The sequence below is a fragment of the Chryseobacterium sp. A321 genome (genome assembly GCF_054489265.1).
On record NZ_JBTMWZ010000001.1, the window covers coordinates 663,125 to 689,930 of the forward strand.

At 39.8% G+C, this 26,806-nt stretch carries 24 protein-coding genes; 11 read left to right on the plus strand and 13 right to left on the minus strand.

All coding sequences use genetic code 11. The annotated features are described in order from the left end of the window. Window positions 1-22 precede the first annotated feature (22 nt). Window positions 23-2,158: a S46 family peptidase gene (locus ACX3PZ_RS03180; RefSeq protein WP_459083048.1), complete on the minus strand. Its 2,136-nt coding sequence runs from the start codon at window positions 2,156-2,158 to the stop codon at window positions 23-25. Between the two features lie 367 nt (window positions 2,159-2,525). Here ACX3PZ_RS03180 and hflX point away from each other — a divergent pair, with 367 nt between their 5' ends. The 4 genes from hflX (at window position 2,526) to ACX3PZ_RS03200 (ending at window position 5,959) form a co-directional block, all read left to right on the plus strand. Further along, on the plus strand, window positions 2,526-3,746 hold the full coding sequence (hflX, locus tag ACX3PZ_RS03185) for a GTPase HflX (protein WP_459083050.1): 1,221 nt from the start codon (window positions 2,526-2,528) through the stop codon (window positions 3,744-3,746). Between the two features lie 11 nt (window positions 3,747-3,757). After that, window positions 3,758-4,474: a DNA alkylation repair protein gene (locus ACX3PZ_RS03190; RefSeq protein WP_459083052.1), complete on the plus strand. Its 717-nt coding sequence runs from the start codon at window positions 3,758-3,760 to the stop codon at window positions 4,472-4,474. Then, complete coding sequence (locus ACX3PZ_RS03195; protein ID WP_459083054.1) at window positions 4,474-4,806, plus strand: DUF6122 family protein; 333 nt, start codon at window positions 4,474-4,476, stop codon at window positions 4,804-4,806. The genes ACX3PZ_RS03190 and ACX3PZ_RS03195 overlap by 1 nt, the downstream gene beginning before the upstream one ends. A gap of 76 nt (window positions 4,807-4,882) precedes the next feature. Continuing rightward, on the plus strand, window positions 4,883-5,959 hold the full coding sequence (locus tag ACX3PZ_RS03200; protein WP_459083056.1) for a calcium:cation antiporter: 1,077 nt from the start codon (window positions 4,883-4,885) through the stop codon (window positions 5,957-5,959). A gap of 2 nt (window positions 5,960-5,961) precedes the next feature. Here ACX3PZ_RS03200 and ACX3PZ_RS03205 read toward each other — a convergent pair whose 3' ends face one another. Continuing rightward, window positions 5,962-6,345 carry a group III truncated hemoglobin gene (locus tag ACX3PZ_RS03205; RefSeq protein ID WP_459083058.1) on the minus strand — a complete coding sequence of 128 codons (384 nt, stop codon included), beginning with the start codon at window positions 6,343-6,345 and terminating at the stop codon, window positions 5,962-5,964. A gap of 137 nt (window positions 6,346-6,482) precedes the next feature. Between ACX3PZ_RS03205 and ACX3PZ_RS03210 the strand changes: the two genes are divergently transcribed. The 3 genes from ACX3PZ_RS03210 to ACX3PZ_RS03220 all read left to right on the plus strand — a co-directional run bounded on the left by ACX3PZ_RS03210 (window position 6,483) and on the right by ACX3PZ_RS03220 (window position 8,490). Then, window positions 6,483-6,983, plus strand: a complete 501-nt coding sequence (locus ACX3PZ_RS03210) for a YkgJ family cysteine cluster protein (protein WP_459083060.1) — start codon at window positions 6,483-6,485, stop codon at window positions 6,981-6,983. A gap of 441 nt (window positions 6,984-7,424) precedes the next feature. Next, window positions 7,425-7,910 (plus strand): RNA polymerase sigma factor, encoded by a 486-nt coding sequence (locus tag ACX3PZ_RS03215; protein WP_459083062.1) that lies wholly within the window; start codon window positions 7,425-7,427, stop codon window positions 7,908-7,910. After that, the gene (locus ACX3PZ_RS03220; protein ID WP_459083064.1) at window positions 7,897-8,490 is read left to right on the plus strand and encodes a hypothetical protein; all 594 of its coding nucleotides are present in this window, start codon (window positions 7,897-7,899) and stop codon (window positions 8,488-8,490) included. The genes ACX3PZ_RS03215 and ACX3PZ_RS03220 overlap by 14 nt, the downstream gene beginning before the upstream one ends. Before the next feature lie 179 nt (window positions 8,491-8,669). On the opposite strand, the gene gdhA is transcribed toward ACX3PZ_RS03220, so the two are convergent. After that, on the minus strand, window positions 8,670-10,028 hold the full coding sequence (gdhA, locus tag ACX3PZ_RS03225; RefSeq protein ID WP_459083066.1) for an NADP-specific glutamate dehydrogenase: 1,359 nt from the start codon (window positions 10,026-10,028) through the stop codon (window positions 8,670-8,672). A 349-nt stretch (window positions 10,029-10,377) separates the two neighbouring features. After that, window positions 10,378-11,151 (minus strand): rhomboid family intramembrane serine protease, encoded by a 774-nt coding sequence (locus ACX3PZ_RS03230; protein ID WP_459083068.1) that lies wholly within the window; start codon window positions 11,149-11,151, stop codon window positions 10,378-10,380. 278 nt (window positions 11,152-11,429) lie between these two features. Between ACX3PZ_RS03230 and ACX3PZ_RS03235 the strand changes: the two genes are divergently transcribed. After that, a complete protein-coding gene (locus ACX3PZ_RS03235) occupies window positions 11,430-12,428 on the plus strand; it encodes a DUF3078 domain-containing protein (RefSeq protein WP_459111959.1) in 999 nt (332 codons plus the stop codon). Between the two features lie 9 nt (window positions 12,429-12,437). Here the strand turns inward: ACX3PZ_RS03235 and ACX3PZ_RS03240 are convergent, their stop codons facing one another. From ACX3PZ_RS03240 to ACX3PZ_RS03250, 3 genes are all read right to left on the minus strand, one after another. After that, window positions 12,438-13,520 (minus strand): mannose-1-phosphate guanylyltransferase, encoded by a 1,083-nt coding sequence (locus ACX3PZ_RS03240; protein WP_459083072.1) that lies wholly within the window; start codon window positions 13,518-13,520, stop codon window positions 12,438-12,440. Then, window positions 13,513-14,112, minus strand: coding sequence for a SprT-like domain-containing protein (locus tag ACX3PZ_RS03245; RefSeq protein ID WP_459083074.1), 600 nt, complete (start codon window positions 14,110-14,112; stop codon window positions 13,513-13,515). Before ACX3PZ_RS03245 ends, ACX3PZ_RS03240 begins: the two co-directional genes overlap by 8 nt. A gap of 174 nt (window positions 14,113-14,286) precedes the next feature. After that, on the minus strand, window positions 14,287-15,600 hold the full coding sequence (locus tag ACX3PZ_RS03250) for a TolC family protein (RefSeq protein WP_459083076.1): 1,314 nt from the start codon (window positions 15,598-15,600) through the stop codon (window positions 14,287-14,289). A 98-nt stretch (window positions 15,601-15,698) separates the two neighbouring features. Between ACX3PZ_RS03250 and ACX3PZ_RS03255 the strand changes: the two genes are divergently transcribed. Beyond that, the gene (locus tag ACX3PZ_RS03255) at window positions 15,699-17,213 is read left to right on the plus strand and encodes a GH3 auxin-responsive promoter family protein (RefSeq protein ID WP_459083078.1); all 1,515 of its coding nucleotides are present in this window, start codon (window positions 15,699-15,701) and stop codon (window positions 17,211-17,213) included. A gap of 76 nt (window positions 17,214-17,289) precedes the next feature. On the opposite strand, the gene ACX3PZ_RS03260 is transcribed toward ACX3PZ_RS03255, so the two are convergent. Together ACX3PZ_RS03260 and rho are read right to left on the minus strand one after the other, a co-directional pair. Next, on the minus strand, window positions 17,290-17,886 hold the full coding sequence (locus tag ACX3PZ_RS03260) for a superoxide dismutase (protein ID WP_459083080.1): 597 nt from the start codon (window positions 17,884-17,886) through the stop codon (window positions 17,290-17,292). A 132-nt stretch (window positions 17,887-18,018) separates the two neighbouring features. Next, window positions 18,019-19,872 carry a transcription termination factor Rho gene (rho, locus tag ACX3PZ_RS03265; RefSeq protein ID WP_459111960.1) on the minus strand — a complete coding sequence of 618 codons (1,854 nt, stop codon included), beginning with the start codon at window positions 19,870-19,872 and terminating at the stop codon, window positions 18,019-18,021. Window positions 19,873-20,011: 139 nt separating this feature from the next. Here rho and ACX3PZ_RS03270 point away from each other — a divergent pair, with 139 nt between their 5' ends. Next, window positions 20,012-20,401, plus strand: a complete 390-nt coding sequence (locus ACX3PZ_RS03270; RefSeq protein ID WP_459083082.1) for a DUF4293 family protein — start codon at window positions 20,012-20,014, stop codon at window positions 20,399-20,401. 146 nt (window positions 20,402-20,547) lie between these two features. Then, a complete protein-coding gene (locus ACX3PZ_RS03275) occupies window positions 20,548-22,389 on the plus strand; it encodes an ABC transporter ATP-binding protein (protein WP_459083084.1) in 1,842 nt (613 codons plus the stop codon). Between the two features lie 7 nt (window positions 22,390-22,396). Here the strand turns inward: ACX3PZ_RS03275 and ACX3PZ_RS03280 are convergent, their stop codons facing one another. From ACX3PZ_RS03280 to ACX3PZ_RS03295, 4 genes are all read right to left on the minus strand, one after another. Continuing rightward, window positions 22,397-24,538 (minus strand): cation:proton antiporter, encoded by a 2,142-nt coding sequence (locus ACX3PZ_RS03280; RefSeq protein WP_459083086.1) that lies wholly within the window; start codon window positions 24,536-24,538, stop codon window positions 22,397-22,399. Window positions 24,539-24,549: 11 nt separating this feature from the next. Beyond that, entirely contained in the window at window positions 24,550-25,116 is a 567-nt protein-coding gene (locus tag ACX3PZ_RS03285) for a hypothetical protein (RefSeq protein WP_459083088.1), read from the minus strand. A 138-nt stretch (window positions 25,117-25,254) separates the two neighbouring features. Continuing rightward, window positions 25,255-25,917, minus strand: a complete 663-nt coding sequence (locus ACX3PZ_RS03290; protein WP_459083090.1) for a phosphatidylserine decarboxylase family protein — start codon at window positions 25,915-25,917, stop codon at window positions 25,255-25,257. Between the two features lie 8 nt (window positions 25,918-25,925). After that, window positions 25,926-26,789 carry a phosphatidate cytidylyltransferase gene (locus ACX3PZ_RS03295; protein WP_459083092.1) on the minus strand — a complete coding sequence of 288 codons (864 nt, stop codon included), beginning with the start codon at window positions 26,787-26,789 and terminating at the stop codon, window positions 25,926-25,928. Between the last annotated feature and the right edge of the window lie 17 nt (window positions 26,790-26,806).

Below are 26,806 nucleotides of genomic sequence, written 5' to 3' on the forward strand. Positions count from 1 at the left end.
GGCGTAGAAAAACTCTACTGTTCTATTTTACAATAGTCATTTCCTTAATAAGGTGACCTGCACCTGCATATTTGTCAATGATCCAAAGTACGTAACGTGCGTCAACGCTAATGGTTTTTTGCCATTCTTTTTCGAAAACAATATCCCCAGAAAGTGCTTCTGAGTTTCCGTCAAAGGCAAGTCCAATTAACTCTCCGTTACCGTTTAGCACCGGCGAACCTGAGTTCCCCCCTGTGATGTCATGGTCAGATAGGAAGTTCACAGGTAAGTATCCCGCAGGATCTGCATACTGCCCGTAATCTTTTTGTGCATTCAGATCGATCAGTCTTTGTGGAAGATCGAATTCTTCATCTCCTTTTTTGTATTTCGCAACGGTACCGTCAAGATCCGTATAGAAGTTGTTCGTGATTCCGTTGTAGTTGCGATCGTCTCTCATGGGAAGAGTTGAGATTTTACCAAAGGTAATTCTCATAGTCGAATTTGCATCAGGATAGAATTCTTTTCCTGGGTGCGATTTTCTAAGACCATCAAAATAGAGTCGGTTGCTGTCTGCAAACTTGTCGTCTTGTTCTGTGTATTTTGCTGCACTTTCTCTTGAACTTTCAAGGTAGGCATTTACCAATCGGTAAACAGGATCTTGATCTAATCTAGGTCCGTATGCGAATGTAAGAAAATGCATTGCAGATTCTTTAGTTGCAAAGATTGAATTCTTTGCTAGTTCATCTAGAATCGAAGTGTTTAGATTTCTAAATGCAGGCGACGCAGCTGCGAAAGGAACTTTTTTCTTGTAAAGAACAATCATTTCTTCAAACATTTGTTGTTCGAGTTCAGGATTGAACTTCTCGTATAGAGATTCGATACGTTCTGCAGTTGATTTTTTAAGTTCCGCTTTTTTTGCAGGATCTGTCTCTGCAAGATAAGCTTTGTACATAGAGCCTAGCGTTACGGCATAACGGAAGTATTTCGCATTACGTGTCATTTGCGAGGCATAGTTTCTTTCAATACCACGGGCAGCCGTCGCATTGTAATAGCTTTGCATGTTGCTAAGTACATCTCCATAAAGAGCCTTGTTTTCGTCTTGGTTTGCCCAAGTCTGGAACACTTGCTCTACTTTTTGCTTGTCTTCAATTGTACCGTTCTTTTTTACAGACTCAATGGTACCTTGTCTGTTTTTCCAGTAATTCGCCACGCTCGCGTACTGAGATGCGTAGTTAAGTTTGGTTGCTTGGTCTTTGTCCATGTAAGATTTCATTACATCCATGGCAACTTTGGAAGCATCCACCCAGGCTGGATAGTCTTTGTTAACCAATTGGTCAATCCCGTAAGAGGTCATGTAACGATTGGTACGTCCAGGATATCCAACGATCATTGAAAAATCACCTGGCTTAAAGGATTTAAGAGAAACCGGTAAGTGGTGCTTTGGTTTCAAGGGAACATTCTTTGCTGAAAAATCAGCTGGATTGTTAGTTTTATCTGCATAAACTCTGAAGACAGAAAAGTCACCGGTATGTCTTGGCCATTCCCAGTTGTCTGTGTCTCCTCCGAATTTACCGATGGAGTTTGGAGGAGTACCCACCAAACGAACGTCGTTATAGTCTTGGTAAACGAAATAATAAAATTCATTTCCATTGTAGAAATCTTTCACAGACACTACATATTTCCCGTTTTCGGAGTTTTCCGCTTGAATAGCTTTGTATTCCGCGTTAATAATAGACTGTCTTTCCTCTTGAGACATCTGGTTGTTTAGTTTGGAATTGATTCGTTCTGTTACGTCATCCATTCTTACTAAGAATCGAACCGAAAGTCCTTTTGCAGGAAGCTCTTCGCTTCTTTTCATGGCCCAGAAGCCGTTTGTAAGGTAATCGTGTTCAGGGGTTGATAGAGCTGCAATTTGTCCATATCCACAATGGTGGTTAGTAAACAAAAGCCCTTCTTGGGAGACCATCTCTGCAGTACAACCTCCACCGAATTGAACAATCGCGTCTTTAAGGCTTGAATTGTTTACAGAGTAAATTTCCTCTGGAGTTAATTTTAGTCCTTGCTTTTGAAGATCCTGACCGTTCAATCTTTTTACAAGCATCATTAGCCACATTCCTTCGTCCGCTCTCATTTGAACGAAACTTAAAAGAAATGTACATAGTAAAAATAGTTTTTTCATTTCTAGATTTAATTTTTAATTGGACGCAATTTAAGTATTTTTTGTGGGAATCAAAATGGGATTTATCGAGAATTATACGTGGAGAGCCTTAAAATTGACAAAATCCGCGAGGATAAAGTCAATTTGAGAGTCCTTTGGTCTCTTCACGATGCAAAGGAATGAGGCTGTGTCTTTTAGAAAGGCTAGGATGCAAACGAGTCAATTATGGAATGGGATTCCGAAGTGCATTTTTATTTTTTTCCTCCAGTCTATTGAAGTGATTGGGCCTATGTAGGATGTGGATGGCGACTTGAATCAACAAATCCTGGTAACGCAGTATAGAGACCAACGGATTTTTCATTAAATTTGTACTCGACGAGAATAAATTATGCTTGAAAAGAAAGAACATACTTATGAACAGGCCGTTTTGGTCGGTTTAGTTACAAAGGATCAGGACGAAGAGAAGTTAACTGAATACATGGATGAGTTAGAGTTTCTAGCGTATACAGCGGGAGCTACTATCGAAAAACGATTCACCCAAAAACTTTCAAAGCCGGATCCAAAAACCTTTGTGGGTTCTGGAAAGGCAGAGGAGATTAAGGAATTTATCAAGGAGCATGAGATTGGAACTGTGATTTTTGATGATGAACTCTCACCCTCCCAGTTAAAAAACTTGGAAAGAGATTTAGAGGTTAAAATCTTGGATAGAACCAATCTTATACTTGATATTTTTGCGCAACGAGCGCAGACTTCCTACGCAAGGACGCAGGTGGAATTAGCTCAATATGAATATTTACTACCTCGATTAACGAGAATGTGGACTCACCTTGAGAGACAGCGAGGAGGTATTGGGATGAGAGGACCAGGAGAGACCGAAATTGAAACCGACCGAAGGATAATTCGCGATCGAATTTCCCTCTTAAAAGAGAAACTAAAAACGATTGATAAGCAGATGCATACGCAGCGTCAAAACCGTGGAAAAACGGTTAGAGTCGCACTTGTAGGGTACACCAATGTTGGAAAATCCACGTTAATGAATGCGCTTTCTAAATCCGAGGTTTTTGCGGAAAATAAGCTATTTGCAACGCTTGATACAACGGTACGAAAAGTGGTGATAGGAAATCTTCCTTTTTTACTAACCGATACGGTTGGATTTATTAGAAAGTTGCCGACTCAACTAGTAGAGAGTTTTAAGTCCACATTAGACGAGGTGAGAGAAGCGGACCTTCTAGTGCATGTGGTTGATATTTCACACGAAAGTTTTGAAGATCATATTGATTCGGTCAATAAAATTCTTACTGAAATTGGAGCTAGGCAAAAGCCCACGATTATGGTGTTTAATAAAATAGATGCCTTTGCTTACGAACCGAAAGAAGGGGACGATTTAACCCCATCCTCCAGAAAAAACATTTCCCTTGAGGAATGGAAAAAGACTTGGATGGCAAAATCTGAGGTTCCTACTGTCTTTATTTCTGCGCTCAACAAAGAAAACTTCCCAGAGCTTAAAAAGCTTCTTTATGACGAAGTGTACCGATTGCATATCGCTCGTTTTCCATACAATGATTTACTCTTTGAATATTTCGAAGACGACGAGTCGCTTGAGGATTAAAGTTTGAAAATGTGGAGTATACCGCAAAGGATTTGCAGGAGGCTTTAGCCCTGCTAGCACAGGAGGATCGAAGAATAAAAAATACTCGATTTTTTAAAACGGGGGTAGGAGACTATGGTTTTGGTGATGAGTTTTTGGGCGTGACGGTTCCTGATCAACGAAAAATTGCGAGTTCTCTTTATTCCCTATCCCTAGAGGAGCTTCAGAAGGTACTGCGCTCCTCAATTCACGAACACAGAAGTTGCGCGTTGTTTATTCTTGTGCTAAAATTCGAAAAAGAAAACAAGAGTGAAGAACGAATGGAGATCGTTAGGTTCTACTTAGAGAACCTCTCCTGGGTCAATAATTGGGATTTGGTTGATAGTTCATGCTATAAAATCTTAGGCAGACATTGTTACGAAACGAACTCAGCGGCGATCCTTCATGAACTTGCCCAACGGAATGATCTCTGGGCTAATCGTATTGCAATTGTATCCACCATGTTTCACCTCAAGAAAGACGTGTACGAATTAACCAAAGAACTTGTGTTAAAGAATAAAAATCATTCTCATGATTTGATGCACAAAGCCAATGGTTGGCTTTTGCGCGAAATGGGCAAGCGTAACGAGGACGAACTGATTGAATTTTTGAAATTGCATTCGAAGGGGATGCCTCGAACAACCCTTCGGTATGCTATTGAGAAATTGGATCCAATCTGCAGAGCAAATTTTCTAAATGCAAAATTTTGATGGAAGCACTGCCAATTGTAAAGAATTTTGTTCATTATTTCCTTCATTTTGGACTTCCCCTTCTAATCGCATTTTTCTTCTATCGATCGGAGTGGAAAAAGGCATATCTTGTCTTACTGTTAACTATGCTAGTGGATTTGGATCATTTGCTTGCCACGCCTATTTTCGATCCTAACCGAAATAGCATTGGATTTCATCTGCTTCATTCGTATCCCGTAATTGCTGTGTACGCAGTATGTGCCCTTTTCACAAAAGGATATTACCGTCTTTTCTTTCTTGGACTTTTGCTTCATATGTGTACCGATTTCCAAGACTTTTATCTCTGGCAATAGGCTGAAAATGTTATTAGTTTTTTAGATTGAATAACCTACTTTTAATAGATTATTTGTATTTTGCAAAAAAAATAAAATGAAGCTCAAAAGATTCCTGAAATGGTATACTTTAGTTCCCTTAGTCGCTACTTTATTTTATTTGAGTGGAGCACTAAACGGCGCCGCCATAATGAATGTGATAGGAGCGGCACTACTGTTTATTTGTGTTTTAGCGGCAGTACACCATGCCGAGGTAATCGCGCATAAAGTGGGAGAACCCTACGGAACCATCATTCTAGCCATCTGTATTACGATTTTGGAGGTGGGTCTTATCATCTCGTTTATGCTCTCGGGAGGTGATGGCGCACTCACTTATGCGAGAGACACTGTTTTTGCAGCGGTCATGCTAATACTAAATGGAATCTTGGGCGTGTGCATTTTGATTGGTGGATTTAAATTCAAAGAGCAGAATTTCATGCAAAGTTCCGCTACTACCTACCTAGTTAGTTTGGTCGCAATCGTTGTTCTTACTTTGATCCTTCCAAATTACACCTCGAGTGCGAGAGGTCCCTTTTATACGAACGCGCAACTTATTTTTGTATCCATCGCTTGTCTCGTTATTTATGGTACTTTTTTGATGGTACAAACGGTTCGTCACCGTAACTTTTTTATAGTGGAAGGGGAAGGCGAAGTTATTCATGAAGCGGATCCTCCGACAACGGGGACCACTCTTAGAAGTCTTGTTCTACTCTTAGTTTGCCTTGCCGTTGTGATTTTTATGGCCAAAGGATTGTCACCCGTGATTGAATCGTTTGTTCAATCCATTGGGGCGCCACATGCACTGGTCGGAGTAATTATTGCGGTCGTAGTATTGCTACCGGAATGCGTGGCGGCCATTCGTGCTGCGAAGAACAATCAAATACAGTCTTCTATTAACTTGGGACTAGGTTCTGCGCTAGCCAGTGTTGGGCTTACAATTCCTGCTGTTTCCGTTGTATGTATATTATACGATATTCCTTTCGTGCTCGGACTGGACCTCAAATCGATTATCCTTCTAGCTCTGTCGTTTTGCGTGGTGATGTTATCACTAAGTAGAGGAAAGACTAATATATTGTATGGAACCGTTTTGCTTGTGATTCTAGCTGCTTACGTGTTCACAGTAATCGTGCCTTAATCCTAGCGCAATTTTCTTGCAATTTCCATTTTATGGGCCATTAAACGAGCAATGTTAGTGGCTTTGTAGATGGCTTGATCTGCCATTTCACCCGCGAAGTGCTCATTAACGGTGTCAGTCCATAATTTTAACCAATGTTCAAAGTGGTCTTTTTCGATGGCCACAACCTCATTGATAGGGAAGTGTTTTGCCATTGGATTTCCTTTGTAGGAAGCCTGTCCGAAGAGTAAAGTTTCCCAAAAGCTATACATTTTAGGTAAGTGATATTCCCAATCAACTTTAGCAATGTCCGTGAAGAAATAACCAATGGTGGGATCCACAGCTACCTTTTTATAGAATGTATTGACGAGAAGTTCAATGTCTCCTCTGGTTTCTAGCTTGTTCATACTTGCAAAATTAGGCAATTGCAAGGAGATAGGAAATTTTGGTTATACGGAGGCAGACTAATTACAAAGAGCTAAAAGTGGAATCCCGCAAGAATGCCGTATTTTTGCAACTGTAGTTTACAGGATTACCATTTATTATGGATATAGAGCAAAATCGCAAGGCCGCACTTTTAAAATCAAAGGACCATAAAAAATTCTTGGAGGGACTTAAGCGCAAACCTCCCAAAGACTTGGATTCTCATGTTCAAGAAATTCACGAAAAGGTCTTTTCGAAGATAGATTGTCTAAGTTGTGCTAACTGTTGCAAGACCACAGGGCCACTTTTTACCTCTAAGGATGTCGAACGGATTTCAAAGCATCTGCGGATGAAAGCATCGGATTTTGAATCTAGGTATCTTCGTGTGGATGAGGATAAGGATATGGTTCTGCAAAATTTGCCTTGTCACTTTTTAGCAAGTGACAATACATGCTTGATTTATGACGTACGTCCAAAAGCGTGTCGTGAATTTCCACACACAGACCGAAAAAAGATCTACCAAATCAATTCTCTGACATTGCAAAATACTTTGATTTGTCCTGCAGCCTTTGCCGTTGTGGAAGAGCTCAAAGTGAAATACTCATCGGGTAAAGACAAATGAGCTTTGGTTTTCACAGACTTGTGATTTTCGATAGAAGTCTTATGTGATTCTCTACCCATGCGATCGAACGGCCAAGCCGATATTATTTCATTAAGAATATTCTTTGATTAGATCACGCTCTAATTGTGACCATTTTTGCAAGTGCATTCTCTTATTTCCATAAGAATTCTATACTTGTGGATGCTTTGTAAACCCTTGTCCCACCGCGCGATGCGGTTTTCTCTTGTCATCTGTTTTGGTATATATTTTCATTACATTTTCTTTGATGTAATTTTACTAAATTCTGAACACGCTTCCTTTTTCTCCTCTGTTTTTGTAATAATTTCAGAATATTGACATCCAATTGATAGCTACAAGAAAAAAGCAATTTCATTATCAGCCAATTTATTTAAAAATGAAAAATCATTATCAACAGATTGATCATCACCAAATATTCAAAAAATGACTTACAATTTTGATCAACTTTACCAAGAGTTTTCACCTAGAATTTACAAGCTATGTCTGAGCTATTCAGGTGATAGATTATTTGCAGATGACCTTCATCAAGAAACATGGATTGCTGTTTGGAACAGTTTACCAAAATTCCGAAACGAAAGCAAAATTGGAACTTGGATTTATAGAATCGCGATTAATACGTGTTTGGTTGGACTAAAAAAAGAAAAAAACAAAGATCAAAATTCCGAAATTATTCTTTCGAAATTAATGTACGAAGAAACTTATGATAACTCCAAAGAAATCAACCTTTTGTTTGAATGCATTAGTAAACTAAGAGAAAGCGAAAGAATTATTATCACTTTGGTTTTGGAAGAAAAACCGTACGAAGAAATTGCTGAAATTACAGGAATAACAGAAAATAATCTGCGCGTAAAAATCCATAGAATCAAAAAAGAACTTCACGAAATATATACCCATCATGGAAGAATTTAAAGAACTTGAAAATCTTTGGAATCAATCTGAAACAAAGATTCCAACAAAAAATACTAATATTTCAAAAATCAATAATAATCGTATGAAACTGAGAAAAACGTATTCAAAAGGCGCAATTTTGCTTTTGGTTACTGGGATTTTAATTTTGGGATTAATGACCACTTTCGATACCGAAATAAAGACTACTGCACTTATTTTCTCAATGGTTATGGTTTCGGTAATTTGTTTTCTACAGGCAATTTTAATGCTTTATACTGCTAAAAAAATTGGAGATATTGATGACAGCTCGACGCCCAGTTTTCATCTTCAACAATGGCAAGATTTCCGAATTTTTCAAAAAAAACAAAGACATTGGAATATGCCTATTTACTACGTTTTACTAAGCGCGACATTAGGAATTTATCTTTATGAAATATTGAAAGATGTGGATTTATGGAAGATCGTTTTGACCTTCTTAGTTACTTATTCTTGGATGTTATTTGCGTATTTTTATTTAGGTAAAAAAGAGATTAAAAAACAGGATGCAAAATTAGATAGCATCATTTCGGACCTGAGAAACCTTGAAAGCCAATTTCATTAGTTTGGCAATTCGATTCTCAATTGGGGTTAGTAGTTTGCATCACACAAGCTAAAGACACGCGAGTTTTAGGTTTATTCTTTAAAGTTGAATAAAGAAAGCAGATAAAAATTAAAAAGAGCGCCTCTATTGGGGCGCTCCTACTTTTTAATGGAATTTCACATATCGTACAATGCCTCCGCCTATACAACACCTTGGGCAAGCATCGCTTCTGCAACTTTTACAAAGCCTGCAATGTTCGCTCCCTTCACATAATTTACATATCCATTCTCTTCTTTTCCATAATCACGGCAAGCCTTATGGATCCCGATCATAATTTCTTTTAGTCTTGCATCGACCTCTTCTGAAGTCCAATTTAATCGAATTGAATTTTGAGTCATTTCTAACCCTGAGGTTGCAACTCCCCCTGCGTTAGAAGCTTTTCCTGGACTAAAGAGTATTTTGTTATCAACGAAATGGTTGATTGCCTCAAGCGTGGAAGGCATGTTTGCTGCCTCAGTAACACATAACACACCGTTGGAAACCAAAAGTTCGGCGTCTTCTAACAAAAGTTCATTCTGGGTGGCTGCAGGAATTGCAACATCGCATTTTACTTCCCAAGGACGTTTTCCCGCATGAAATACAGCGGAAGGAAATTGAGTAGAAAAGTCCTCTGCACGGTTCGTTCCTGAAGCTCTCATTGAGAGCATGAAATCTACTTTCTCTCCGGAAATTCCATCTTTATCGTAAATGTACCCATCCGGTCCTGAAATCGTAAGTACTTTTCCGCCTAATTCATTAATCTTTTTCACGACTCCCCATGCCACATTTCCAAATCCAGAAACAGCAAAGGTTTTCCCAGGAATTGTTTCGCCGATGGTTTTTAGCATCTGTTCACAAAAATAAACGACTCCATATCCAGTGGCTTCCGGTCTAATTAAGGAGCCTCCATAGGCTAGTCCTTTTCCCGTAAGTACTCCACTAAATTCATTTCTGATTTTCTTGTATTGTCCGAATAAGTATCCAATTTCTCTAGCTCCCACTCCAATGTCTCCTGCAGGAACGTCGGTTTCTGGGCCTATGTGTTTGCACATTTCCGTCATAAAGGCCTGGCAGAATCTCATGATTTCCATGTCGGTTTTGCCTTGTGGGTCAAAGTCCGCACCTCCCTTACCTCCTCCCATGGGAAGGGTTGTCAAAGAATTCTTAAAGACCTGTTCAAAGGCTAAGAATTTAAGTACGGAAAGATTTACAGTTGGGTGGAAACGAATTCCTCCTTTGTATGGGCCAATGGCAGAATTCATTTGAATTCGGTAGCCTCTGTTTACATGGATTTCTCCTTTGTCGTCCATCCATGGGACCCTGAAAATGATGATCCGCTCTGCTTCCGCCATGCGTTCCAAAAGCTTTTTGCCGCTATATTCCTTTCGGGTTTCGATAAAAGGTAGAACCGTGATGGCTACCTCTTTGACCGCCTGTAGGAATTCGGGTTCGTTCGGGTTTCTGGCTTCTATTCTCGCAATAAAGTCTTGGATTTTTTGCTCAATGTTAGGGTTCTCCATAATGATGAAAATTATAATAAACAAATTTAATTTTATTTTTAAACCTCACAAGCAATCAATTTCTATTTGCAAAAAATTCATTTAAATGAGGTTAAGCACTCGGTTTTGTGCGATTTTAGCCATCGGTTCCTTCTATTTATTTTGGTTTTTGCTGAAATTCGTGCAGAGTTAAAAATCGAAATCTGATACAAGAAGCCAATGTAAGCACCAAAATGTATTGCGAAAATCGCAATCTGAACCTGAATTTGAGTAAAACCTAAAATTTCCAGTCCGATTCAGAGCTTTTCGAATGAGTTCACTATTTTAATTGAATTCTTTCTTATCGCTTTCAGAAAAGTAGCCCAAAACGCTATTTGTTGCGAAGTTCTTCTAGCCTATCCCATACAGGGTCCTTCTTTTTTTGTGGCATTTCATTAAAGTCCTCTGGATGCTTTAGGATATATTCTTGCCAGAGACGATCGTCTTTCTCACTGTAATAATTAGGGTATTGCCATAAAAACTTCTTTTTTCGTTCGCCCGATCGTCTCATGAGGAATGCAAGAACGAGGCCCACGACCGCACCTGCTAAGTGAGATTGCCAAGAAACTCGGCTAGGAGCCTCTAGCTGCTGAAAATATTCCTCAGGAAATATTCCCCAAATAAGACTACCGTAATAAAATGCAACGGCAAGACTCACGGCCAATAATTTTAGATCCCAACGAAAAACTCCACTAAAGAAGAGAAAGAATGCGAGTAAATAGACAAGTCCACTCGCCCCAATAATGCAGGCGTAGCTTGAGCGCAATCCTGTATAAAAATCAACTGGGGGCAAGAGCCATACCACGAGACCTGTCGTAATCCATCCAATAAGCAGCGTGCGGTGTGCAATTTTTGGGTAAAATTGATAGAGTAAAAAGGTGAGAATTAGAATGGGAAAAGAGTTGCTCAATAAGTGGTCCAAGCTTCCGTGTAGCAAAGGACTAAGGAAAACTCCCTTTAAGCCTTCAGGCAATAGAGGGATAATTGCACCAAAACAATCTGGCACTAGATTTAAATATTGTAATAAATACCCCACCCACATCCCAAGGAGCAGTAACACTGGGAACACCAATGCATCGATTTGAAGGGGAGAGTTATTTTGCATGAAGCGATAGAGTCAAAAAGAGTGCTAAATTTATTTCCTGACTAATTTACGACTAAAAATCAGTTCAATTTCTTTAAAATTGAGACAAAAAGGCAATATTTTTTATTTTTCTTAAGATTTTCAATAAATTGCAAGCTCAAAGTATATAATTTCTAACAACCGTACCCTTGAAGCGAATAGTTTTATTGGTGATTCTTTTCACTACCACAGGTTTTCATGCACAACGCACAGAAACACAGAAGAAATTGGATTCCATTTCCCACTCAAACTGGCTAAAGATGCAACCGAATTTAGATTCTCTCGCCAATCCCGTGTTGGAGGGCATCGAGGTCATTGAAACCGATACTCTGGTCATTCGTGATGAGATTATCATTCCTCAAGTTTCCACAGAAATTCCAATGACTCCCTTTAATTTGATTAATTATGAGCAGGAAAAACGTTGGTTCTTCTTTGGGCAAAACAATTTGCACTTTAACCAAGCCTCTTTTTCAAATTGGAATTCAGGAGGGAATAACAACATGGGAGTTCTTGGAAAAGTGAATTATAATCTCAGTTATAAAAACAACCGACATTATTTGGAGAATTTATTTTCCTTTGGTTTTGGATTTGTGGCAACGGACGGACAAAGTACTCGCAAGACGGAAGACTTCATCAACATTGCCTCCAACTACGGATATGAATTAGGACGGAACTACTACCTTTCTGCAGGGTATCAATTGCTTTCTCAATTTACACCAGGGTATAATTATTCTGCTACACCGGATCCAAATTACGAAGATCGAATCTCTCGCTTCATGGCACCAGGCTATTTAAACCTAGGGATCGGGCTCTCGTATAACCCCAGTGAAAATTTCCAAGTAATAGTTAGACCCATCAATGGCAAGTTTACGTTCGTTCTGGATCCTGATTTGCAAGTGGCCGGAAAATACGGTTTAGAGGAAGACGGCCAGAGTGTACGTAGTGAGCTTGGTACCAACGTCAACTTCCTATATCGACTTAAGATTTACAAGGATATATACCTAAACAACCAACTGAATTTCTTTGCCAATTATCTTAGTCATTTTGAGAGGGTCGATGTGAATTATTCGGGAGTACTAAACCTAAAGTTCAATCAATTCGTTTCCGCCATTGTAGGACTTGATATCCTTTACGACCATGACCAAATTCAAAAAACCCAGCTTAAACAAACCTTGGGAATTGGATTCACATACAGTCTGGGAGAGAAAGGAGTTCCAAAGAACACAAGCAAAAAACAGATTAAGCCTTTTCTCAATTAGGAAAGAGCTTTACATAAATCGATCCCCCTTTTTCAGATTTTTCAGGTCTTGAACATAGTCTTTGATTAACTGATCGTGGTCTCGAGGACAAATAAGTAGGGCTTTGTCGGTGTCTACCACAATGTAATTTTTTAGTCCGTCAATGATGGCCGCTTTGTTTTTGCTTTTTAGGCGTACCACATTTCCTTTGGAGTTGTAGCTTAAGATATTCTTCGAATTCACAGCATTGTTTTGATCGTCCTTTATTGCATTTTGGTAGACGGACGTCCATGTACCCAGATCACTCCATCCGAGATCGGCAGGGATCACATGCACATTTTGTGCTTTTTCTAAAATTCCATTGTCAATGGAGATTTTTGTCAGTTTTGGATAAATCTCTTCAATGCAGTGTTCCTCCTTTTGTGAATTGTACTCACAATAATTGAACTGCTGAACCATCTCAGGTAGATACTTTTCAAAGGCATTGATAATAGATTTGACGCTCCAAATAAAGATTCCCGCATTCCATAGAAAATCACCGCTTTCTAGAAAGGCTTTTGCAATTTCCAAATTGGGTTTTTCTGTGAAAGTTTTTACTTTGAAAATCGATTTATTTTCTTCGCTTAGGTATTGAATATACCCATAACCTGTATCGGGCCTCGTAGGCTTAATTCCTAAGGTTATGAGGTAATCGTTCTGCTCCACTAGGGAAAGAGCCAGATTGATTTTTTCTTGGAAACGAGCTTCCTTTAAGATTAGGTGATCCGCTGGAAGTACTACAAGTTTTGCCTCCGGATTGATCTCTGAAATTTTGTTAGCCATGTAAAGATTACACGCTGCGGTATTTTTCATCATAGGCTCTCCCACAATATGCTCGGGGTTAATCTCCGGCAATTGAGAGTAGGTGAGCTCTAGGTATTCCTTACTGGTGACAACAAATATGTTTTCCGCAGGAAATAGTTCACTAATTCGGTCATAGGTCTGTTGAATCATAGTGCGACCTGTTCCTAAAATGTCTTGAAATTGTTTTGGATATTTGGTTGTACTCATAGGCCAGAATCGACTTCCGATTCCTCCTGCCATAATCACGCAGTACAAGTTTGACTTATTCATGTATTTTTAATTTTTCCACCTTGGCTAAGGCGCTGAAATTATAGAGTCGTCCCGTACCAAGTTGTTCACAAAGATAATTCTTTTTCATCTTCTTCTTAAGTAGGTAGGTCTGGCCTTTAAATTCAAACTGATCTTGAGGCTGAAGGTTTTCAATATACGTTTTTGTACTGGTGGGATCCGGGGTTTCAAAATACTTCACTAGATCGGGTGAAGCCATGAAATTTGCTTTCGGACTCCTTGAGAAGGGAAGGAGAATGCGCTGAAGATCGAGAGGGTAGAGATCAATGGATTCCAAAATCATTTGACCAAAAGTGATTTTCCATTCGATGCCGTGGGGTGCGATGCGTCGAGAATAACGTTCAAAAGCGAGCAAGTGTGCAATTTCATGAGTGAGGACCAGAAAAAAGAGGTTAGGCTCTAGGTTCCCATTGATGGAAATTTGATGTTGTCCATTTTGAACCTTACGGTAATCTCCTAATTTTGTTAATCGTTTTTTTGTAACTGTGAGGAGAAGAGGATATCCGTCTACCCATTTTTGTAGAATGGGAATGGCTCCTGAAGGAAGTCTGGGTTGTAAAGGAACAAGCGACATTTCTTATTGTTTCGTTTTGACAAATTTAGGAATTGTTTTGCAGTCTCTAAATCTTTGTTTGAAACGGCATAAGTGCGGGCTGTAGTTCTCTAATTCAAATTGGATTAAAGAACTACAGCCAGTCTTAAGAAAATAAGGTTTTATGGAACCTTCAAAGTTTGAAAATTGTCGAACTTAAAGGGTGATAGGAATCCCTTGGTAGAAATTCAGAAGTTTAAGGCTAAATAAGTAATTGTATTTGGCCTGAGCTACTGATCCTTTTGCATTAGCACTGCTGTTTCTTGCGTTGTTCAGATCGTATATGGTGCTTTTCCCCGCTTCATAGCTTTTTTCTGCAAAATCCAAAGCCAGTGTAGAGCTTCTTTCCGCTTCCAAGGCTGCAAGGTAACTTTCATAATTGCTTTCTGCATCAAATTGAGCAAGTTGCACATTTTGTTTTACCGTTTGCTTTTGTTGTAAAAGCGTGTTTTGAGCAATGCTTTCGTTGATTTTAGCTTGTTCTACTTGCAATTTGGTAATCCCTTTGTTAAAGATTGGGATGTTTGCACTAAGACCAATCTGTTGTCCAAAGTTCTCTGAATATTGCTTAAAGAAGCTCGTATCTCTTCCTTGGTTTAACTGATTGAAATAGAAGCTACCCACACCTGCACTTAGACTTACGGTAGGATAGAATGCGGTTTTGGTTATTTCGGTTTGTTCCTCCGCGGCCTGGATTCTGTACTGAGCTGCTTTGATCTCAGGTTGGTTTTCATAGGCCGTTTCAACAATCGTCTCTCCTGCAATCAAAGGAGCATTTAAATCGCTGTCTAAAATCACATTCTCAATGTCAAAATCTTTATAGTTTTCTAACTGTAGGAGCTGAGCCAGATTAAATAACCCGCGATCTACGTTTACTTCGGCAGTAATTACATTTTGCTTTTCCCTTGCCATGGAAGCTTGGGCTTCGGCAAGAACAATTTGCGCCGTCGTACCGACCTCCGTGGTTATTTTTGCGCGCTCAAACAAGTACCTCGCGTTTTCAAGTGCACTTTGGCTAATGGCTACAATTTCCTTGTTTAGAAGGATGGTTAAGTATTGCTCTGCGATTTGCAAAGAGATGTTGTTCTTAATGGTTTCTACATCGTACCGACTAGCATCGAGTTCATAGGAAGCTTTCTGCACAGCTTTCTCGAGTCGATTGTGATTGTACAAAAGAACATCAGCACTAAGGTTCGCACTGTTATTGAAGTTGTCATTTCTCTGCACTAAATTTACATAACGTTGCTGACCAAAACTAAGATTGTTTGATAGCGAACCCGAAACACCGGGAAGCTTTTGCTTTTTGGTGGTTTCTAAAGTAAGTGCCTGAATATCTTGGTTGTATTGGTTGCTGAGTACTTGCAGATTATTCTCCAAGGCATAAGTGACGCACTCTTGTAGAGACCATTTTTTTTGGCCAAAACTATAGGTTGCGATAAGGGCCATGGTGGCGAGGAGCAGTTTTCTCATGTTTGCTTTTATACAAATTAGACGCATAGTTCTTTTTTTTGTTACAAATTTCATTTAAGGATTTCATTAGACTTAAAAATTTTCTATTTTTGTTACCTATGGCAACGAAGGCTTTATTCAATTCTTTAGTGAACTGGTTCATTAAACAAAGAATTGATAACATTCAAAATTTCATAAAGGATCCCATTGAAACTCAAAGTGGAGTTTTGTTTTCTCAGTTGTATTTGGCTGAGGACACAGTCTATGGAAAAGAGTATGGATTTAACCGGATTGGAAGTATTGAGGATTTTCAAAAACGAGTTCCAATTGTATCCTATGAAGAAATAGAGCCCTATATTGAACGAGCCAGAAGAGGAGAAAAGAATGTGCTGTGGCCAGGCGGTGTAAGGCATTTTGCCAAGTCTTCTGGGACCACCAATGCAAAGAGTAAATACATCCCGATTACGGAGGAAAGTTTAGAGCATTGCCATTTTAAAGCAGGAAAGGATTTGATTTCAATTTATGCAAACAACCATCCTGAAAATCAACTCTTTTCCAACAAGAATCTAAAACTAGGAGGAAGTGCCGAGCGATACGAAGATTTTAACTCGAAGTACGGAGATCTTTCTGCCATATTAATTGAGAATTTACCCATGTGGGTGGACATCACCACTGTACCGAGTCGAAAGGTTTCGTTAATGTCCGAATGGGAAACGAAATTGGAAGCGATAATTTCGGAAGTTAAACACCAAGATGTGGGAAGCCTCACAGGGGTGCCTAGTTGGATGATGGTGCTTCTAAAACGAATTTTGAAAGAAACGGGCGCACAAAACATGGCAGAGCTATGGCCCAACTTGGAAGTCTTTTTTCACGGAGGAATTAGTTTTAAACCGTATCGTGAGCAGTACAATCAGATTGTTGGACGCCAAGTGAATTACTACGAAATATACAATGCGTCCGAAGGGTTTTTTGCCATTCAAGATCGTCCCAATAGCGATGAAATGCTCCTTATGCTCGATTACGGTATATTCTATGAGTTTATTCCCATGGAGGAGTTTGGAAAACCAGATCCGGTGGTGCTAACCCTTCCTCAGGTCGAGATTGGAAAGAATTATGCATTAGTGATTTCAACCAATGGGGGACTTTGGCGCTATTTAATTGGCGATACAGTACGATTCACCTCTTTAAGTCCATTTCGAATCCAAGTTTCGGGAAGAACCAAGCATTATATCAATGCCTTTGGGGAAGAGCTAATGATCGATAACGTGGAGACGGCATTAAGCCGAGTTTGCGAGGCTTGTGGAGCCCAAGTGAAGGAATTCACTGGAGCGCCCATTTACATGACAGATCAGGGATCAGGAGCCCATGAATGGATTATTGAATTTGCAGTAAAACCAACAGATCTGTCTTACTTCACAGACTATTTTGATAAACAATTGCAGTCGTTAAATTCAGATTATGAAGCGAAGCGGTACAAAGACATTACCTTAAAAGCTCCCGTTGTTCACGTAGCAAAGGAGGGACTCTTTTATGAGTGGATGTCCAACCGCGGCAAATTGGGAGGACAGAACAAAGTGCCTCGTTTAAGTAATGAGAGAGAGTATATGGAAACCTTACTAGAACTCAACGTGTAATTTCTTATAAAACAAACCTAACAAAAAGGGCGACTTTGATCATTCAAAGTCGCCCTTTTTTAATTTATAGTATGAATTACTTGTTGTAAAGTTCTTCTACTTTGTCCCAATTGATCACATTGAAGAATGCAGATACATAATCAGGTCTCTTGTTTTGGTAGTTAAGGTAATACGCATGTTCCCAAACGTCTAATCCTAACACAGGCGTCCCTTTGCAGTCGGCTTGTGGCATTAAAGGATTGTCTTGGTTCGGAGTAGAGCACACTTGAAGTGAACCGTCCTCTTTTTTGCATACCCATGCCCAACCTGATCCGAATCTAGTTTTTGCAGCTTCTGAAAAATCGGTTTTTAATTTTTCAAATCCACCGTACGCTTCGATTTGACTTTTTACGTTTCCAACAGGCTCACTACTTCCTCCAGGAGTAAGAACTTCCCAGAATAAGGAGTGGTTAAAATGACCACCTCCGTTATTTCTAACAGCGGTTTTATCAGATCCTGACATGCATACTTCCTCAATTGTCTTTCCTTCCAAGTCAGTTCCGGCAATGGCTTTGTTTAAATTGTCCACATACCCTTGGTGGTGTTTCGTATAGTGAATTTCCATTGTTTTTGCATCAATGGTAGGTTCTAAAGCGTCGTAAGCATAGCTTAATTTTGGTAACTCGAATGACATAATTGTATTTTTTAGTTAATGGTCTAATTTAAGCAAAAATTATGCAGATCCCTAATCTATGCTATGGTTTTAATAAATCTTTAACATCGAAAAGATGGATAATGACAGTCAGATTGATGGCCTTATTTAGTCTTAACGATTCATTGACATTAAGAACTCTTCGTTCGATAAGGTGCCTTTGATGTTCTTTTCAACAAAGTCCATCGCTTCTAGAGGGTTCATATCAGACAAGTATTTTCGTAAAATCCACATACGCTGAGTGGTGGTTTCTGATAAGAGTAAATCGTCCTTTCTCGTACTAGAGGATACCAAATCAATGGCGGGGTAAATTCTCTTGTTCGCAATTTTACGATCCAGTTGCAGTTCCATATTCCCTGTTCCTTTGAATTCTTCAAAAATAACCTCGTCCATTTTTGAACCAGTATCAATAAGTGCCGTTGCAATGATGGTTAACGAACCGCCTCCCTCAATGTTTCTAGCAGCTCCGAAGAATCGTTTAGGTTTGTGAAGAGCGTTGGCATCCACACCACCAGAGAGAACTTTACCTGAAGCAGGTGTGACGGTATTGTATGCTCTTGCAAGCCTTGTAATAGAGTCTAAAAGAATTACAACATCATGCCCGCATTCCACTAGTCTTTGTGCTTTTGCAAGAACAAGGTTGGCTACTTTCACGTGTTTGTCTGCGGCTTCGTCAAAGGTAGAGGCAATCACTTCCGCATTGACGCTACGCTCCATATCCGTCACTTCTTCAGGACGCTCATCAATTAAAAGAACCATCATGTAGGCTTCCGGGTGATTTGCTGAAATTGCATTTGCAATGTCCTTTAAAAGCATGGTTTTACCGGTTTTAGGTTGTGCGACAATCATCGCTCTTTGGCCTTTTCCGATCGGGGCAAAAAGGTCTACAATTCGAGTAGATATGGTAGATCCTTTTCCCGCCAAGTTGAATTTTTCTTCTGGAAATAAAGGAGTTAAATATTCAAAAGCAACACGGTCTTTGATGAAATCTAGATCTCTACCGTTCACTTCTAAAGGCTTTTTCAAAGAGAAATACTTTTCTCCTTCCTTAGGAAGTCTAACAATCCCTTTCACCGTATCTCCCGTTTTTAAACCGTAATTACGAATTTGAGTCGTAGATACGTAAACATCGTCTGGAGAAGAAATATAGGAGAAATCTGAAGAGCGAAGGAATCCGTAGTTGTCTGGAAGAATCTCAAGAACTCCTTCAATGGTAACGAGTCCATCGAAATTAAATTCTTTTTTAGATTCCGCTGGTTCCTGCGTTCCTTTGTTGGAATGGTTATTATTATTGTTGTTGTTGTTGTTGTTGTTGTTGTTGTTGTTGTTGTTGGCTCTTTGAGAATTTCCTGAGTGAGCCGGTCTTTTCTGACCTTGTGGAGTAGCAGAGTTTTGTGGTCTTCTCTCTCTAGCTTCTTCCTGGTTTTGTGAAGTTTCAGTCTTCACAAGGTTAGGTTTTTCCGTAGGTGTCGCCATCTCGGTTTCCTTTGCCGTTTCTCCCTCGATTGCTGGTTCAGCGGAAGAAGGGTTCACTTCTTCTGTCTTACGCTTTGCTTTGGGTTGATTAGCCGGTTTTCTTACCGGCTTGTTTTGCTTTGCGGCGGGAATTTCTTTCGCCTCTACCTCAGACTTTTCGTCTAAGATGGCTACAGCCTCTTGAGAGGTCTCTTCGACTTGGGTTGGTTTTTTCACGGCCGGTGCCTTTTTCGCTGTTCTTGCCGGTGCCTTCTTTGCAACGGGTTTATCAGCTACGGTTTGGGTCGTATCGCTAGGTTCTTTCGCAGGTTGCGAAGGGGTGGTAGAAGTGTAATAGTCTTTTGCAATTTTAGGATTAGAAGCCTGGAAGTCAAGTATTGCAAATATTTTGTCGTTTTCGGTTGCAGCTTTCGCAATTTTAATACCGAATTCTTTTAGTATAAGTGCCAATTCCGAGTCGGATTTTGACCTTAACATTTCAATGTTGAACATAAAGTGTTGAGTAAAATGTGTTTGTAAGTGGGTTTGTGTATAAAAGAATAAAGCCAGGATGGCTTAGAAATAGAATCAATTATTGTGCAAATCTACATTTTTTTTTAAAAAATGCAAAAAAAATTACTATTTTTGCCATATGTTACAGCGAATTCAATCGGTTTGGATGTTACTCTCCGTACTTGGCAGCGTGTTTTTATACGTAACTAGCCAAGATTTGAATACTTTATTATTTGAGGGGTTTGTTAGTGGGGCTGCCATCGTGCTAGTTCTTCTAGGAGCATTTTCAATCTTTAATTTTAAGTCGAGATTAAGACAATTGCTGCTGAATTATATCAGCATCATTATAAACGTTTTGTTGATCGGTGTACTTGTGTACGGTTTACTCAATTTATCTGGAGGAATGTCATTTCCTGAGAAAGGTATTGAGCCTATTTTCCCTTTACTGAGTTTAATTTGTTTGCTTATTGCAAACCATTACATACGTAAAGACGAGAAGCTCGTAAAATCTGTAGATCGACTTAGGTAGCCAAACAACGATTTTTTTTAGAGTGTAAGAAACTGTCTCCAATGCGGAGGCAGTTTTTTCTTTGCAATTTGCGGGGACTTTCGCCTTTTTCTTTGTGAGGAACTAAACTCCTTAGAATTGTGTATTTTTGTAGCTTAATTTCAAGTATGAAGCCACTCCAAAGAATCTTGTATTTCGCAGGTCCGCATAAGCGTTTTCTATACCTAAGTATCTTCTTTAACATCCTTTATTCAGTTCTGAATATTTTTTCGGTGGCCACGATGCTTCCTATTTTAGGTCTTATGTTTGGCACAATGGACCGTGTGGATGTGAGTACAAAGCCCGTATACAACGGAGAATTTGGAGATTATTTCAGTTATTTAAAAGATATAGCGTATTACCATATTCAAGTGCAGATCGACCAAAACGGAGCCGTCCAAGTACTAGCCATTCTTTGCGCCGTGACAGCATTTGCATTTTTGCTTCGTAATATTTTCCGCTACTTAGGGGCTTTTTTGCTGGTGAATTATAGGGTAGGGATCACGAAAGATTTGCGCTCAGCAATGTATCGTAAATTTTTGAAGCTTCCAGTTTCTTTCTTTACGGAGAAAAGGAAAGGGGATATGATGTCGCGAATTTCGAATGACATTGGAGCTGTAGAGAGTGGAGTGATGGGTAGTTTAGTGGACGTGGTGAACGCTCCTTTTATGATCATTACTTCCCTTATCACTTTGTTCTTACTTTCTCCCAATTTGACACTGTTTTCCCTTTTGGTCTTTCCAATTATGGGTTGGATTATCTCTAGTGTGGGCAAAAGTTTGAAAAGGAAGGCGACCGCAGCCCAAGAAGAGTTGGGAAATTTGTTTTCTTTGGTCGATGAGACGCTCAAATCCTCCAAAGTGATTAAAATTTTCAACGCAGATAAAATTTTAAATCGACGCTTTGATAAAACGACACTCAACTGGCAGACGCATACCATTGGAATGAGTCGAAGAAGAGAACTTGCCTCGCCTATGAGTGAATTTTTAGGCTCAGTAACCATCTTACTTATTACCTGGTTTGCAGGGTATCAAATTCTAAATCAAGACTCAATGGATCCGGAAACATTTTTGGTTTTCATTGCGATTTTTTTCCAAATTTTAGAACCTGCTAAGAAGCTTTCAAATGCGTATTCTAACATCCAAGGGGGGATGGCCAGTTTGGACCGAGTCTCGGAAGTTCTCGATTACGATTTGAGAGTAGAAGAGTCTGTGAATGCACAACCTATTGAGGAGTTGAAAGACAAAATTGAGTTTCAAAATGTATCCTTTTATTACGATTCAATTCATCCCATCTTGGAAGACTTTAACTTGGTTTTAGAAAAAGGGAGTACCGTAGCCCTTGTGGGGCAGTCTGGAAGCGGTAAAACGACCGTTGCCAATTTGCTTGCTCGTTTCTACGACGTGCAGGAAGGCTCTATTCTAGTGGATGGAGTGAATGTAAAGGAACTTCAGTTAGAACCCTTCCGCAACTTGCTAGGAATGGTTACTCAAGAATCGGTTCTTTTTAATGATAGCGTTTACAATAATATTCTAATGGGAAAACCGGAAGCAAGTGAGCAGGAAGTTATTGCGGCGGCAAAAATTGCCAATGCGGATTCTTTCATTACTCAATTTGCCGAAGGCTATCAAACCAATATTGGAGACGACGGATCGAAACTCTCTGGAGGGCAAAAGCAAAGAGTATCCATTGCGAGGGCAGTACTTAAAAATCCGCCGATTATGATTCTTGATGAGGCAACCAGTGCACTGGATACCGAAAGTGAGCGTATGGTTCAAGATGCTTTAGACAAAATGATGGAGAACAGAACCTCGCTTATTATTGCCCATCGACTTTCCACCATCCAAAAAGCAGACTCTATTGTGGTAATGGAAAAGGGCAGAATTGTGGAGACAGGGACTCACCAGGAATTACTAGAAAGGAAAGGGGTTTATTACAAACTGGTAGAATTGCAGAATTTTACAAGTTAAAAAATCTTTACTTAAATAGTTTTCCAATCAAATTCCCAATCTCACTATAATCTTCTAAATTGTTGTGGCTTCTCCGATTCGTGTACGATCGAAGTGTAGTCGGTTGATCAGATTCCGTCGAAGGGTAGAGTACCAGATAATTCGTCTTCGTGAAGTTCTCATGAAGGAAGTTTGGCACCTTGGCCATTTCCTTGATATAGGAAGCCTGTCCTCTTTTGCTCATCATTAGAATAAGTCCTTCGTCCGCCTTCATTTTTTCTGCTATTTTTGGCAGGTCATTCCAATTGGTGAAGATGATAAACTCGGATTCAATCGTTGCTTTTTTCTGAATCTTTTCTAGAAGTTTGATCGTACTCTCACTGGTATAGAAAACCATTTGTGCACCGGAATGTCGAGCCAAGTTCCATATTTTGAGCAATGATTTGAAAAAGCCTGGTTCCTTAGGTGCTTGGTCTGGAATCACGGTGTGATACGTATGAATGGTGGCGGTAGGCTGTGCACTATGGTACACCAGAACATTGGTCGTGGAATTGCTTAAATACCCGTTGTAAAGATTGTAAACGAAAGACGAACTAAATCCTTTCGCTTGGTCCACACCGATTAGTAGATCCGTAATCTTATGCTCTTTTATTTCATTGTTAATCCCATTGATTACATCCGAGTCGTGCCTCTTTAAAGTAGTAATTAGAATCTCAGCTCCGGCCGCAACGTTTGCCGCTGTATGCAACAGCTTGTCTGCATGCTTGTCCGAGGATTCATTCCTTCCTTCATTAATCACATTAAGTGCATAGAGATGGTCTTTGTTTGAGCTCGATTTTACGAGCAGAGCTAGGTTGGTCATTGGTTCAACCGTTTCTGGATAATTAAGAGCTAGTAGAATTCTCTCTTCGCCTGCATTTTCATCTGATATGTTTTTCTCGCTTTCCCGTTCAAAGATATTGGTGGCGCTTTTAAGCGATACAAAAGAGGAAATGGTACAAGAAATTAAGATCAGTAAAATACTTCCGTTCAGGATGCTTTCGTTCAAAAGTCGAATGGGTTCGCCAGAATCCGTTTCGCCTAAGATTACATTGTATCCTACCATTACTGCGGCCAGTGTTGCCGCAGCGGAAGCGGAGGAAAGTCCAAATACTAAATTGCCTTCATCGTCGGTCATCTTGAACGTTTTTTTCGTAGCCATTGCGGCCAAGTATTTTCCACCGATGGCAAGTATGGTCATAACCAGAGCGACTTTTATCGTTTCAAAGTCTTTAATAAAGGCTTGGAAATCGATAATCATACCCACAGAAATAAGGAAAAAGGGAATAAATAAAGCGTTTCCGACAAAGTCGATACGATTCATAAGGGTTGAGGTATGAGGAATTAGGCGGTTCAAGGCGAGTCCGGCCAAGAAAGCACCAATGATCGCTTCTACCCCGGCTAGTTCAGCGAACAGTCCCGCTAGATAGATCATCACCATGACGAAAATGAAATGGGAGACCTTGTCGTCTACTTTTTTGAAAAACCAACGGCCTATAATCGGGAATCCAATTATTACCACGGCTCCAAAAACCGCGATTGAGATTCCGAGTCGTATCCAAAAGGCGTTGTTTACTTCGCCTTGGGACATGCCTACAATGACCGCAAGCACTAAAAGGGCAAGCACGTCCGTAATCATCGTTCCTCCTACGGTAATGTTGACTGCTTTATTTTTTGTAATCCCTAATTTACTGACAATAGGATAGGATATTAGGGTATGAGAGGAGAATATACTCGCAAATAAGATGGAAGTAATCCAATCAAAACCTAGAAAATAATGGCCCGCAAACATTCCCAGAGTAAGAGGAATGACGAATGTGTATCCACCAAACCCCAGACTTTTCCATTTGTTTTTTTTGAATTCTGTGAGGTCGATTTCAAGACCGGCCATAAACATGATAAATAGAAGACCTGTGGTTCCTATGACCACAACGCTAGCGTCCCGGGGAAGCACCCCAAATCCATTGGGGCCTATGAGAGCTCCCGCAATAATCAGTCCTATTAAATGGGGCACCTTGATCTTATTTAAAAGAAGAGGCGCAGCCAATATAATGACAAGAATTACTAAAAACTTGAGTAGAGGATCCTCAATGGGAATACTGAAGTGTCCTGCACTTAAAATTGTGAGCATAAAAAATCAGCTTATCGTGAAAGTTCAATGGTGTATTTACTTTGGCATTTCCCGTCGATTTGAACGTTACGAGAACCCGAAAGTTTGTTTGCGGATAGATCCGGAAATACGATGCCTATGTTTAAGACCGTGGTCGCATCTGCAGGGCTGTTGTAGTAGAGTTTTAATTGGTTGTTTTCGATGGTCCCTTTGTAAACGCGAATAAAGCCCGATTTATTCAAGTTTTTAGCCGTTACAATCCCGGCGACGACCTCAAGTTGCCAATCGTCAATTCGCGTGTCTCCCACAACGTACTCAGGACAGCTACTTTCGGTACAAACAATCTTTCCTTTCCATTTTCCTGCAATGAGGTCTAATTTAGGGTGAATGTCAAGAGAATCCACGGAGCTCACAATAGAGTCCCGCATTTGGGAAAGCAGTTGGTAATCCGCTTGTTTTAACGCAAATGCGCTTTCTTTTTCCTGCAAAGCGGCCTCGCGCTTTTCAAGCTCGATTTTTTGTTGGTTAATATCCTGCGTACAGGAAACAAGTAGAAAAAGAAGGGCGGCGCTGAAGCCAAAAAGTCTTAACAATGTCATAAAGGAAGAATTTTGGTTTAAAAGGTACAAAAAAAAACTAAAATAATTTTTTGCAAAGCCAAAATTTGATTTTTAGGTCGCTAGACTTTTTTTCGAGATTAAAAGGGAGCTAGGGACTAAGACCCTAGAAATTGTCTATTAAGAATCGGATTTGGATAGTTGTGCAATTAGATCCACTCCGCCTTTAGTTTTGTCTCCAATTTTACAGAGTATTTCCGAGTCTAAAGGTAAAAACACATCCATTCTTGATCCGAATTTGATAAACCCAAATTCTTCTCCCGCTTTTGCCTCGTCACCAGGTTCACAATAGAAGACAATTCTTCGAGCGACATACCCTGCAATTTGACGAAATACAATCTGATGCTTTGCCGGAGTTTCCACCGCAACGGTGGTTCTTTCGTTTTCGGTCGATGATTTCTCATGCCATGCGACGAGGTATTTTCCCGGATGGTACTTTTTATAAATTACCTTTCCGGAAACAGGGTAGCGGCAAATATGCACATTAAGAGGGGACATGAAAATGGAGATTTGAATCGCTTTTTGATTCAAAAACTCCGATTCATCCACTTCTTTAATCATGACCACTTTGCCATCGACAGGAGCCACAATGGATAGTTCCTGCTCCGATAAAATACGATGAGGTACTCGGAAGAACCAAAACACCAGCCCATAGAGAATGAGAAGGGGAACGATAATAAGCAGGGACCACTGCTTTAGAAAATAAATCGTGAGTATCGCGACGATCACGAAAAGTAACGTGGCAACTAGAAGAGTGCCTTTAGATTCTTTATGCAGTTTCATAGTCGATTTTATAAAAGTTGATTGAGTAGGAAGTAAAGATACACAACGGGAGCACAAATAATAAAGCTATCGAGCCGATCGAGCACTCCGCCATGACCTGGAATAAGGAATCCACTATCCTTTACATTGAAATTTCGTTTTAATTGGCTTTCTACGAGATCCCCTAATGGGGCGAAGATAGAAACTAAAAGACCGACTATAATCCAGTTTCCTCTTAGTTGAGGCAAATTAGATTCAATGAAGTAGGCTAAAATCAAAGTAAGAAGGACTCCTCCTGCAAACCCTTCCCAGGTTTTCTTAGGAGAGATGGTGGGGGCCATTTTATGTTTGCCAAACAGTTTACCTGAAAAGTATGCAAAGGAATCGCTTGACCAAATCAGAACAAAAAGCCAAAACGCTTCCCATGTAAACTGATCGTTTTCGAATTGAACGAGACCTAAAGCAAACCCAAAGGGAAGAGCCGTATAGAGAACGGTAAAAACTAATTTTCCAGAATTGTTGCTAAGTTCTTTCTTGAAAAAGAACAGCGTAAGACAGGCGACAAGGATCAGAAAGAGCGCCATCCATTCAGAGGAATTCGCTTCATAAGAAAACCCCTGTTCAAAATATCGTTTTGCAAAGATGTAAAAGACGGCTAAGCTTAAGGGAAGGGCAAAGATTCGTTGCCACCCTTCTGTGATTTTGAGAATTCGAATGCATTCCCACACACTGGCCAATAGAAGAAAGGCAATAAGGCCAAAATACAAATGATGTTGACGAAGTTTAGGGGCGATGGGCTCTAGTAGACTCTGCCCAAGAGAAGTTGTGCAGAGTATGATAATTAAGCCGTACACTAGTCCTGAGATTAGCCTTTGAATTAAATTTTTATCCAATTTTGTTCTGATTAGAG